This window comes from Geodermatophilus sp. SYSU D00691 (assembly GCF_054050275.1).
This window is the reverse complement of sequence record NZ_JBJGYZ010000054.1, coordinates 16,933-27,203: the sequence shown is the minus strand read 5'-3', so window position 1 is coordinate 27,203 and position 10,271 is coordinate 16,933. Positions and strand designations below refer to the sequence as shown.

The 10,271-nt window shown below is 74.2% G+C and carries 12 protein-coding genes; 4 read left to right on the top strand and 8 right to left on the bottom strand.

All coding sequences use genetic code 11. The annotated features are described in order from the left end of the window. Positions 1-55 precede the first annotated feature (55 nt). The 5 genes from ACI797_RS26230 to ACI797_RS26210 form a co-directional block, all read right to left on the bottom strand. Positions 56-1,576: an APC family permease gene (locus ACI797_RS26230; protein ID WP_456863182.1), complete on the bottom strand. Its 1,521-nt coding sequence runs from the start codon at positions 1,574-1,576 to the stop codon at positions 56-58. A 29-nt stretch (positions 1,577-1,605) separates the two neighbouring features. After that, positions 1,606-2,313, bottom strand: coding sequence for an ABC transporter ATP-binding protein (locus ACI797_RS26225; protein WP_456863180.1), 708 nt, complete (start codon positions 2,311-2,313; stop codon positions 1,606-1,608). Positions 2,314-2,315: 2 nt separating this feature from the next. Continuing rightward, entirely contained in the window at positions 2,316-2,882 is a 567-nt protein-coding gene (locus tag ACI797_RS26220; RefSeq protein ID WP_456863175.1) for an FtsX-like permease family protein, read from the bottom strand. Between the two features lie 11 nt (positions 2,883-2,893). Further along, entirely contained in the window at positions 2,894-3,868 is a 975-nt protein-coding gene (locus ACI797_RS26215) for an ABC transporter permease (RefSeq protein ID WP_456863173.1), read from the bottom strand. Positions 3,869-3,981: 113 nt separating this feature from the next. Beyond that, the gene (locus ACI797_RS26210; protein WP_456863170.1) at positions 3,982-4,353 is read right to left on the bottom strand and encodes a hypothetical protein; all 372 of its coding nucleotides are present in this window, start codon (positions 4,351-4,353) and stop codon (positions 3,982-3,984) included. 131 nt (positions 4,354-4,484) lie between these two features. Here ACI797_RS26210 and ACI797_RS26205 point away from each other — a divergent pair, with 131 nt between their 5' ends. From ACI797_RS26205 to ACI797_RS26195, 3 genes are all read left to right on the top strand, one after another. Continuing rightward, positions 4,485-4,634, top strand: coding sequence for a hypothetical protein (locus ACI797_RS26205; RefSeq protein ID WP_456863167.1), 150 nt, complete (start codon positions 4,485-4,487; stop codon positions 4,632-4,634). 30 nt (positions 4,635-4,664) lie between these two features. After that, the gene (locus ACI797_RS26200; RefSeq protein ID WP_456863163.1) at positions 4,665-5,264 is read left to right on the top strand and encodes a TIGR03086 family metal-binding protein; all 600 of its coding nucleotides are present in this window, start codon (positions 4,665-4,667) and stop codon (positions 5,262-5,264) included. A 162-nt stretch (positions 5,265-5,426) separates the two neighbouring features. Then, positions 5,427-6,623: a diguanylate cyclase domain-containing protein gene (locus tag ACI797_RS26195; protein ID WP_456863161.1), complete on the top strand. Its 1,197-nt coding sequence runs from the start codon at positions 5,427-5,429 to the stop codon at positions 6,621-6,623. Between the two features lie 6 nt (positions 6,624-6,629). On the opposite strand, the gene ACI797_RS26190 is transcribed toward ACI797_RS26195, so the two are convergent. Further along, on the bottom strand, positions 6,630-7,715 hold the full coding sequence (locus ACI797_RS26190) for a hypothetical protein (RefSeq protein WP_456863158.1): 1,086 nt from the start codon (positions 7,713-7,715) through the stop codon (positions 6,630-6,632). Between the two features lie 122 nt (positions 7,716-7,837). Between ACI797_RS26190 and ACI797_RS26185 the strand changes: the two genes are divergently transcribed. Then, entirely contained in the window at positions 7,838-8,221 is a 384-nt protein-coding gene (locus ACI797_RS26185; RefSeq protein ID WP_456863156.1) for an acyl-CoA thioesterase, read from the top strand. 355 nt (positions 8,222-8,576) lie between these two features. On the opposite strand, the gene ACI797_RS26180 is transcribed toward ACI797_RS26185, so the two are convergent. Together ACI797_RS26180 and ACI797_RS26175 are read right to left on the bottom strand one after the other, a co-directional pair. After that, positions 8,577-9,371 (bottom strand): methyltransferase domain-containing protein, encoded by a 795-nt coding sequence (locus ACI797_RS26180; RefSeq protein ID WP_456863153.1) that lies wholly within the window; start codon positions 9,369-9,371, stop codon positions 8,577-8,579. 206 nt (positions 9,372-9,577) lie between these two features. After that, a complete protein-coding gene (locus ACI797_RS26175; RefSeq protein ID WP_456863150.1) occupies positions 9,578-10,198 on the bottom strand; it encodes an antibiotic biosynthesis monooxygenase in 621 nt (206 codons plus the stop codon). Between the last annotated feature and the right edge of the window lie 73 nt (positions 10,199-10,271).

Sequence of the window (10,271 nt, the reverse complement as noted above, 5' to 3'; positions counted from 1 at the left end):
CGCCCCCCCCCCCCCCCCCCGCCCCCCCCCCCCCCCCCCCCCCCCCCCCCCCGGGTCAGACGGTCTCGGGGGTCTCGGACTTCGGCTTCTCCAGCACCGCGAGGTGGGCCAGCGCGTCGGGGGCGGAGAGCTTCTGCGCCGAGCGCCGTCCGAAGACGTAGACGAGGAGGGCGACGACGAGGAACCCGGCGGTGATCGAGCCGAGCCAGGTCATCCAGGTACCGGCGGGGACGTCGATCCACGGGGTGGCGAACGAGTAGTAGACGCCGGCCGCCGTCGACAGGGAGCCGATCACCGCCACGAGCCAGACGACGGGCATGCCCCCGGGGATCCGCCAGAAGTCCTCGGTGGCGTACCGGTCGGCGTACTTCCTCCGCGCGATGACCAGCGGGACGAAGAAGAAGAACCCGGACACCAGCCAGATCACGCTCAGCGCGCCGGTCAGGTACACGGTCACGTTGGCCATCGAGGACTGGCTGAACAGCGCGACCATGATCGTCGAGGAGATCGCGCCCTGGACCAGGACGGCGGTCACCGGGTTGCGGGTGCGCGGGTTGAGGTGGGTGAAGATCCGCGGCAGGTGGCGCTCGAGGCCGGAGACGAAGATCAGCCGCGAGTAGGCCACCTGGTAGGTCACCAGCGCGACGAACACGATCAGCGCCAGGACGATCGCGGCGACCTCCATGAGGCCGTCCCACCCGCTCTGCGCCAGCATGCCGATCACGCCGGTCACCGGGTCGATCTCCTCGGTGGGCAGCGCCATCATCGTGCCGAGCGTGGTGAGCAGGTAGATGAGGATCAGCGCCGCCGAGCCCCAGGCGATCATGCGGGTGGCGCTGCGCTTCACCGAGAGGAACTCCGCACCCATGTTGAACGGCGTCTCGACGCCGACCAGGTAGAGCAGCACGGTGCCGAAGAGGAAGCCGCCGACGGCGAAGTTCGGGACCAGCGCGTCGCGGGCGACGAACTCGGTGGCCGGCCCGCCGTTGCTCACCGCGTAGGAGACGCCGACGACGAAGATCACCGCCGTCAGCACGCCGTAGACGACGAACGTGATGTTCATGATCCGCTGGTTGGCGGCGAGCCTGGCCAGCGCCAGGCCGCCGACGACCCAGAGGATCACCAGCTGCAGGATGATCGACAGCGTCAGCCCGATCTCGGCGTGGAAGGCGAGCAGCAGCAGCTGCAGCACGATCGCCGGCGAGGCCGCGCCGTTGAGGATGACCGGCACCCACGACAGGAAGCCGCCGAAGAAGGCCAGCGGCTCGTTCATCGTGCGGTAGGCCCAGATGTAGACCCCGCCCTGCCCGGGCCACAGGTTGCCCAGCTCGGCGACGGCCATGCCGGCCGGGACGAGGAACAGCACGATGCCGAGGACCCACATCGGGATCGCCGTCCACCCGCCGGTCGCCATGACCGACGAGCCGGTGATCCAGCAGATGATGAAGACGTAGGTGGCGGTGAGACCGAAGGTGCCGAGCACCTTGGGCAGCACCTGCTCGGGCACGAGCTCGGTGGTCATGAGCGTGTCGCGCCCGGCGGTGGGTGACTCCGGCGGTGCGGCGTCGATGGCCATGCTTCTCTCCTGGTTGGCGAGTTCGGGACTCAGGCGGCGGCCGGCTGGATCTCGCCGTCCTGCATGCGGACGACGCGGCTGGCCTCCTCGGCGACCGTCGGGTCGTGCGTGCTCGCGACGACGGTGACGCCGAGGTCGGTGCAGAGGTCCCGCAGCAGGCGGACGACGGTGGCGCCGGTGCGGTGGTCGAGGTTGGCGGTGGGCTCGTCGGCGAGGATCAGCGCCGGGTTGCCGATGAGGGAGCGCGCGATCGCGGTGCGCTGCTGCTCACCGCCGGACATCTTCGGCGGCACGTGGTCGATCCGGTGGCCGAGCCCGACCAGCTCGAGCAGCTCGACCGCGCGCGTGCGCAGCGCCGTGCGGTCGTAGGGCTCGAACATCAGCGGGAGCTCGACGTTCTCGACCGCCGACAGGAACGGGATCAGGTTGTAGCTCTGGAAGATGTAGCCGATCGTGTCGTGGCGCAGCGCGGCGAACTGGCTCTCGGTGAGGGCGGCGGTGTCCTGGCCGTTGAGGACGACGGAGCCCTTGGTGGGCCGGTCCAGCCCGCCGATCATGTTGAGCAGCGTCGACTTGCCGCTGCCCGACGGGCCCATGAGGCAGACGAACTCGCCGGGCATCACGGTCAGGTCGGCCTCGACGAGGGCCCTGACCACCTCGTCGCCGAGCTTGTGCAGCTTCCACGCGCCGGTCACCTGCACGACGGCGGTCGTGGTGGGTTCCTCGGTGAGGGTCATCGTCAGGCTCCTGCGGTGAGGGAACGGATCGGCGGACGGGAGGCGGCCCGCCAGGTGGGCACGAAGCTGGTGGCGACGGCGGCGACCGCGCTGACGACGACGGCGATCCCGACGCCGAGCGCCGTCCCGCCGGCGGAGAAGCCCGACCCGGCCATGCCGGTGCCGCCCATGACCAGGGCCGCCACGACCGCCAGCGCGGAGCCGGCCAGGGCGCCGACGACCGCGGCGACCACCGGCTCGACCAGCAGCGCGGCGACGACCGGAGGCCGGCGCACCCCGGTCGCGCCCAGCACCCCGAGCTCGCGGGTGCGGTTGGCGACCGTGCGGGTGGTGGCCACCGCGACCTCGACGACGCCGACCAGCAGCACGGTGACGGCGATGAGGACGACCGCGCGGCGCAGCTCGTCGGGGTGCCCGAGGCCGGCAGCCTGGTCGCTGATGCCCGACGCCGTGCCGAGCACCATCACCAGCAGGAAGGCGCCGGTGGCGGTGGTGACGACCGGTAGCAGCAGCGACTTCCTGCGCCGCCGGGTGGAGAGCAGCCCGTAGGCCAGGCCGTGCTTGATCACGCGTCGGCTCCTCAGGCGTTGTCGGTGAGCAGCTGGACCGGCCGCTGCTGCAGCAGCCGGTGGACGGGGACGAGCGCCCCGACGATCGCCATGGCCGGCAGGTAGGCGGCGACCGTCCCGGCGGCCTGCAGCCAGGCGACCGGGGTGGCGATCTCGGGGAGGACCAGCCAGACGGCGCCGGCGGCCAGGCCGATGCCGATGACGTACGCCGCGACGAAGACGAGCGCGGACTCGACGAGGAAGAAGTAGAGGACCTCGTCGGCCAGGCCGATGCTCGACATGATCCCGAACTCGCGGCGGCGCTCCTGCACGGCGGCGAGGAACGAGCTGATCGCGATGACGAAGCCCAGGACCAGCCCGATCGTGCTGATCAGGCCGAGGGTGGAGCTGGTGACCTCGCCGGAGAACAGCGCGGAGAACTTCTGCTCGAAGGTGGTCGCGCCGCTGCCGCCGACGGCGTCGTAGATCAGCGGCGCGCCGTCGGGCTCGACCGCGGGGTTGGTAGTGCTCGCGTACCCGGTGGCCTCGCCGAGCAGGGCGCCGAGGTCGTTGCGGTTCGCGTCCTCGGCGGGCGGGTCGAGGGTCCACCAGCCGTTGCCGGCGGCGTCGGTGACCCGGTCCGCCGTCCACCCGTCGGGGACGGCGAGCTCCGGCGGCGGGCCGTCGGAGACGATCGCGCCGGTGCCGCTGTCGTAGTGCACGCCCTCGGCCGGGACCACCCAGAGCGCGGCGCCGTCCAGCACGTGGGTGACCGCCGCGTCGCCGGTCATGGCGAAGCTCGCCGAGATCGTGCGGACGACGGTCACCGACAGGATCGCCAGCGCGATGCCGAGGGTGGCGAGGGCGAACCGCTCGGGCCGGCGCCGGACGTTCGCGACCGCGAACCGCAGCAGCCGGACGACGGTGCTGTTCCGCAGCGACGGCGCGCCGGCGGCGATCGGGGGAGCGGCTACCGAGGGGGAGGTGTCGAGGACCGTCGTCGCCATGCGGGGGACTGTCTGCCCCGATTGTTGCCGCCGTCGTGCCGGATTTCTTCCGTCTCGGTTACCGGGTGCTCACTCGGTGAACGGGCCGTTGCTGACTTCCGGCGTTCCGGTCCTCAGCGGCGCACCGCGGCGACGCCGGCGAGCGCGAGTTGGCCGGTCACGAGCGCGAGGCCGGTCCACATGAGCGGTCCGGCGGTCGTGTGGGAGTGCTGCGTCACGGTGGAGAGCATCTGCGCGTGCAGCAGGAGCATGGCGCCGTCGACGGCGGCGGTCAGGCCCCACGTGGTGGCGGTGGGGTGCCGCCACAGGTGCCAGGCGCAGGGCAGGCAGACCAGCGCCATGGCGAGCATGACCAGCGAGCCGAGGGAGCCGGCGTCGAGCAGGAGCAGGTGCACGACCGCGGAGGCGACGGCGAGCGCGGCGGCCACCCGGCCCAGGACGGCGGCACGCACCGGCGCGGCGAGCGGACGTTCGAGTGCGGTCATGCGCCCGACCTTCGTGGTGCGGCGTTCCCCAGGTGTTTCCGGCCCGGGACGATCATGTCGCCGCGCGCGCGGACACTCAACCGTCGCGGCGAGGCGACATGTCGGCAACCTGCGGGTGCTGACATGTCGACATGGACGGCACCCAGCGCACCCTCCCCGCCGACGCCACCGTCGTGGAGGTCGACGGCTCGCGCTTCCTGCTGGAGTGGCTGGACGTCTCGGTCCTGGCCGCGGCGGCCGCGTCGCTGCGGCGGACGCCGGAGCCCGTGCTGCCGCGATGAGTCCCGGGTGCCCGGCCGGTCCTACCGGGCATGCAGACGCAGATGCTCGACCTCGGCCCGCAGACCGCGGAGGTGGCCCGGATCGTGGCCGGTGTGCGGGACGACCAGCTCGGCTACCCGACGCCCTGCCCGGACATGTCGGTGGCGGCCCTGCTGGACCACGTCGCCGGGCTGACCGTGGCGTTCCGGCACGGCGCGGAGAAGTCGCCGCTGGCCGGCGGGCCGCGGGCGTCGGCGGAGGACCTGACGCCGGAGTGGCGCACCGAGCTGCCGGCCCGGCTCGAGGCGCTGGCCGCCGCGTGGCGCGAGCCTGCCGCCTGGGAGGGCCTGACCGAGGTGGCCGGCGTGCGGATGCCCGGCGCGGCGATGGGCGTGGTCGCGCTCAACGAGGTGCTGGTGCACGGCTGGGACCTGGCCGCCGCGACGGGGCAGGAGTACCGCGCCGACCCGGCCGCCGCCGAGGCGTGCCTGGGGTTCGCGCTCGACCTGGCCGCCGGCGCGCCGGAGGTGCGCGACTCGATGTACGGCCCCGTCGTCCCGGTGCCGGACGACGCCCCGGTGTTCGAGCGGCTGCTCGGCCAGGCCGGCCGCGACCCGCGCTGGACCCCTGACCGCCGGCTCGTGCGGTGACGTCCCCGCTCCCGCGGCGCTGCTGGGCCCGGGGGAGCGGCCGGACGGCCGCACGATTGCCGGCCCCGGGAGCGGAACGACTCCGGCACGGGTCCGGCCGGTTCACGGTGAGCGGTGCCGCAGCGTGTTCCCAACGTGACCGTCGGCGGCTACGGTGCGCGCGTGCTCAGCCCTCGCGCCGCCGTCGCCGACCCGGCCCGCCTGGCTGCGATCGACAGCTACCGCCTCGAGGGCCACGCGGGCGACCCCGACCTGGACGCCGTGGTGAGCTACATGGCCCGGGCGCTGCGCGCGCCGATCGCGATCATCAACCTGGTCGGCCCCGACCGGCAGTGCTTCCCGGCCGAGATCGGCGTGGGCGTCGCGTACTCGCACGTGCCCGACGAGCTGTCGTTCTGCGCCTACGTGGTCGCCGAGGGGGCGCCGTTGGAGGTGTCCGACGCGGCCGCGCACCCGGTGTTCGCCGAGAACCCGGCGGTCGTCGCGGGCGCCATCCGCTCCTACCTCGGGGTGCCGCTCGTCGACGAGGACGGCTACGTGCTGGGCTCGCTCGGGGTCTTCGACGACGAGCCGCGCTCGTTCTCCGGCGAGGAGCTCGACGTCCTGCTCGTCCAGGTCCGCCTGGTCCGCACCGTGCTGTCGCTGCGCCGGCAGGTCGCCACGCACCAGTGGGCCGCCTCACTCCTCGCGCTGCAGAACCGGGTGCTGGAGGCGGTGGCCACGCGCCGTCCGCTCGACGACGTCCTCGACCTGCTCGCCGCCGCCGTCCGCGAGCTGTCCCCGGACGCCGACGACGAGCGCCGGGTCGGGCTGCACGAGACCGTCGAGCGGCTGACCACGGTGGCCACCGAGGCCGACGGCTGGCGCCGGACGATGACCCGCGTCGCGCGGCAGGACCCGCTGACCGGCCTGGCCAACCGCGGCTACCTGCTCGAGGCCGGCGCGACCGCCCTGGCCTGCGGCGGCGCCGTGCTGTTCATCGACGTCGACCGGTTCAAGAAGGTCAACGACCGCGGCGGGCACGCGGTCGGCGACCAGCTGCTGGTGCGCCTGGCCGACCGGTTGCGGGCGCACCTCGACGACGTCCCCGACGCGCTGGTCGGACGGCTGGGCGGCGACGAGTTCGCCGCCGTCCTGCCCGGGCTGGACCGGGACACCGCCGCGGCGGTGGGCGAGCGGCTCGCCGTCGCCCTGGTCGACGAGGTGGACGTCGGCCGCCGCACCGTGCACGTCAGCGCGAGCATCGGCCTGGCGATGGCCGAGCCGGGGACGCCGCTGGAGACCGTGCTGCGCGAGGCCGACCTCGCGATGTACGTCGCCAAGGAGCGCGGCCGCGGCGTGCTGCACGCCGCAGGCTGACCTCGGCTACCCGAGCACCCAGAGGGTCGGGACGCCGGCGCACCGGCCGACGGCGTACTCGCTGTCGACGGCGGTGACCTCGCCGTCGGCGCACAGCTCGACCGTGGCCGCCTCCCCGTCGCTGAGCGGAACCGCCTCCCAGGAAGCGCCGCCCAGGTAGGCGTGGTCGTAGGACCCGTCCACCCACAGCGTGCGGGCCGCCGTCGCGCCGGGCAGCGACGCGACCACCTCGGCGGCGGTCTCGTCGGCGCCCACCCGCACGACCGACACCCCGGTCCCGTCGGCGACCGCGACGTGGACCTGGCCGGGGAAGCCGGACTCGTCGTCCGGGTACGCGGCGAGCACCGCCGAGCCCGGCAGCGGCACCTCGCCGAGCGGCTGCAGCTCCGAGTCGAAGCGGGCCAGCACCGGCACCCCGCCGGCCTCGGCCACGAGGGTGATCGTCGCGCCGTCCTCGGTGGCGGTGAGGAACCGCGGCACCACCGGCCCGGGGGTGGTCAGCGTCAGCGGCACCTCGGCGAGGATCGTGCCGGCGTAGGTGCTCGCCGAGACGAGGCGGGACGCGCCGGCCGGGTCGGTGACCACCAGGTGCAGCGTGTCGCCGTAGGTGGACTCCGCGGCGAGCAGGCCGGCGACGGCGGCCGGCGTGAGGTCGGCGGCGAGGGGGACGGTGGCCTGCTGGCCGTTCGCCGTCACCGGGTTGGTCGCCAGCCGGCCGCCGGAGAAGCCGACCGCGATCACCCGGCCCACCACCGAGTTCAGCAGCAGGACCGGCGCGCCCGGGTCGAGGGCGGTCAGCTCGACGACGTCGGGCTCGGTCGTGTCGGCGAGGACGCGCGCCAGCGTCGGCGCCCGGTCCGGGGAGCGCAGCAGCACCACGGCGTCCGCGTCGCGGGTGCGCACGACGCCCACCGCCTCGGCGCCCGCGGTGTCGAGCGGCACGGTGGCGATGACCTCGTCGAGCCACGGCCGGGTGTCCTCGGCCGGCGCCGGCGCGGCCGGGCTGCCGGAACGGCCTCCGGCACCTCCGCCACCGCAGGCGGAGAGGACGACGACGGCGGTCAGCGCGACCAGGCCGCGGAACGAGGGCATGCGGGAGCTCCAGGAGGGATCGGGGGCGGCGGCGCAGTGTGCCGGTGCGTGCCCGGCCGGGGCAACGGGTCGCCGCGCGGCTACTGTGGCCTGACACGAGCGTCAACTGAGAGGACCGGTCCGTGGCCCGCTTCGTCGTCCCCCTGCAGCACCGGCGGTCGACGATCGACGACCGGCACGTGCCGTTCTACCTCGCTATGGAGACGGCGTCGGACGCGTGGCAGCTGGCGCTGCGGGAGTACTGCGTCCCCGAGATCGCGCCCAGGGACCTCGCGATGGTCCACGTGTCGGCGGACTTCCGGCGGGAGCTGTTCACCGGCGAGCTCACCGTCGACGTCGTCGTCCGGCGCATCGGGCGGACGTCGTTCACCGCCGGGCTGCGGCTGGAGCAGGACGGTGCCGACGCCGGCGACGTCGAGTTCACCTTCGCCCTCGTCGACGCGGGCCGGACCTCCGCCGTCCCGCTGACCGAGGCGCAGCGCGCGGTGCTGGAGAAGCTCGCCTGAGGAGGTGACCGCGCCGGCGCCGGAGCCATGCCCACGGGGAAGGCCCGGCTGACGGACACCGGACGCGGTCACCTCACCCCTGTCATCGCCGGGGAGGCGCGCAGGGGTGCGCGGTCCTGCGGATTTCTTGCGGAGACGTGCAGCTGAGCGCGCGGTTGGCCCGGCACCGTTCTTCCTGCGGGCCGGGGGACCCGCACCAGGGGGAAGCAACGGGCCCCGCTCGTCCTGCACGGGGGAAGACGAGCGGGGCCCGAACCCTGTCGCCGATCGTCCTGGCGGCCGCCGTCCTGCCGGTGTTCGCGACCGTCGGCGACCTCTCCGGCGAGGACCCGTTCCCGCACTCGGTGGTCGCGCCCTAGGGACGGCGTCCGATCGCGACGAACACCGGCGCGAAGTAGACCGGCCGGACGGCGGAGACGTCCTCGCGGACGAAGGCGGCCTCCCAGCGCGCGACGTCGTCCGCCGTCGCCATCCCGGCGTCGACCATCGCGTCGCGCGCCGCCCACGCCGGGGACCGCACGCCGGGCGGCAGCTCGATGATCGTGTACCGGCCCTCGTGCAGCTCGACGTCCAGCCCGGCGCGGGCCAGCAGCTTGCCGAGGCGCAGCCCGGGCATGAGGTCGTTGCCGCGGCGGCGGTGGAACTCGCGGTACTTGCCGTCGAGGTCCTCCAGGTCCGGGTCGAGGTCGAGGGCGCGCGTCGCCGTCCCGTCGATGTCGACCAGGTAGACGGCGCCGCCCGGCCGGACCAGCGAGGCCAGGTGGTCGACGATCCGCTGCTCGTCGGGGCCGTTGTGGGCGAGGACGTGGCGCATCATCGCGACGTCGACCGAGCCGGCGGGCAGCCCGCTGTGCGTGCCGCTGCCGGGGGTGAGCTCGACGTTGGTGGCGCCGGACCCGGCGATCACCTGCCGGGCGGCGGCACGGGCCGACGCGTCCGGTTCGACGGCGAGCACCCGCCCGGCCGGGCCGACCACCTCGGCGATCTGGACGGCGACGGCGGCCGGGCCGCAGCCGACGTCGGCGACGACGGCGCCCAGGCCGATGCCGGCGCGGCGCCAGTGCTCGGCCTCGTCGTGCCGGGCGCGCTCGGCCATGTAGCGGTAGCGGCGGATCTCGGCCTCGCTGACCGCGAGCGCGTAGTCGGTCATGGCGCCCCCTCGACCGGGGCAGCGTGGCACCGCCGGGCCGTCCTGCCTACCCCTCCGGCGGTCTTGCGCATCTCTTGCGGGTGCGTGGAGCCGATCGCGCGGTGCGGCCGCCAGAGTTCTCGGTGCGGGACGGGGGACCCGCACCAGGGGGATTCGGGCCCTGTTCGTCCACCACGGGGGAGGACGAGCAGGGCCCGGCGCCGTTCCTAGACCGTCTCGGGTACCCGCAGGTGCGCGAGGACGAGGTCCATCTCGGCGACGTCGGTGACGGTCCGGCCCATCGCGCGGGTGAACTCCTCCCGGATCCGCGCGGCGCTCTCCCGGGTGGCCGTCAGCGCGTCGCGGTCGGCGAACGAGACGGTGCCGACGGTGCGGCCGCTCGCACGGTCGACGAGCAGGCTGCAGCTGCAGAATCCGGGCATCTCCTGCAGCTTGGGCATCAGGCTGGACTTGTAGCCGTCGACGATCCGGTCGAGGTCGCGCGGGTCGCCCTCGGTCCAGGTGACCCGGCCGCACCCGCCGTCCCCGGTCTCGTGGGCCCGGTGCAGGACGGCGATCTCCCACTCCTGCACCTCGGGCTCCCCGCCGAACAGGGCGACCAGGCGCTCGCGCATCGGATGGACGCGCTCGGCGCTGGCCCGCATCTTCTCCTCGTCCTCCCAGGCGGAGGTCATGATGAACCGGCCGGTCTCCCGCTCGACCAGCATCGACAGCCCCACGAAGCCGTCCATGTCCTGCAGCACCGGCAGCGCCTTGTCCCGCAGGTAGGCCGTGCCCTCGTGAGCGGCGCCGGGGTTGCCCCGGATCGTGGTGGATCGGGCGTGCATGCCGCCCCTCCTTCCGTGCCGGCGGCGACGCCCCTGCGGCATCGCCGCGGCCCCCACTGTCCTCGGGTGCCCG

Coding starts and splice junctions, on each gene's coding strand:
- ACI797_RS26215 (WP_456863173.1), bottom strand. CDS start 3,868: ATGGCGACGACGGTCCTCGACACCTCCCCCTCGGTAGCCGCTCCCCCG.
- ACI797_RS26180 (WP_456863153.1), bottom strand. CDS start 9,371: ATGACCGACTACGCGCTCGCGGTCAGCGAGGCCGAGATCCGCCGCTAC.
- ACI797_RS26230 (WP_456863182.1), bottom strand. CDS start 1,576: ATGGCCATCGACGCCGCACCGCCGGAGTCACCCACCGCCGGGCGCGAC.
- ACI797_RS26190 (WP_456863158.1), bottom strand. CDS start 7,715: ATGCCCTCGTTCCGCGGCCTGGTCGCGCTGACCGCCGTCGTCGTCCTC.
- ACI797_RS26225 (WP_456863180.1), bottom strand. CDS start 2,313: ATGACCCTCACCGAGGAACCCACCACGACCGCCGTCGTGCAGGTGACC.
- ACI797_RS26200 (WP_456863163.1), top strand. CDS start 4,665: ATGCAGACGCAGATGCTCGACCTCGGCCCGCAGACCGCGGAGGTGGCC.
- ACI797_RS26175 (WP_456863150.1), bottom strand. CDS start 10,198: ATGCACGCCCGATCCACCACGATCCGGGGCAACCCCGGCGCCGCTCAC.
- ACI797_RS26205 (WP_456863167.1), top strand. CDS start 4,485: ATGGACGGCACCCAGCGCACCCTCCCCGCCGACGCCACCGTCGTGGAG.
- ACI797_RS26210 (WP_456863170.1), bottom strand. CDS start 4,353: ATGACCGCACTCGAACGTCCGCTCGCCGCGCCGGTGCGTGCCGCCGTC.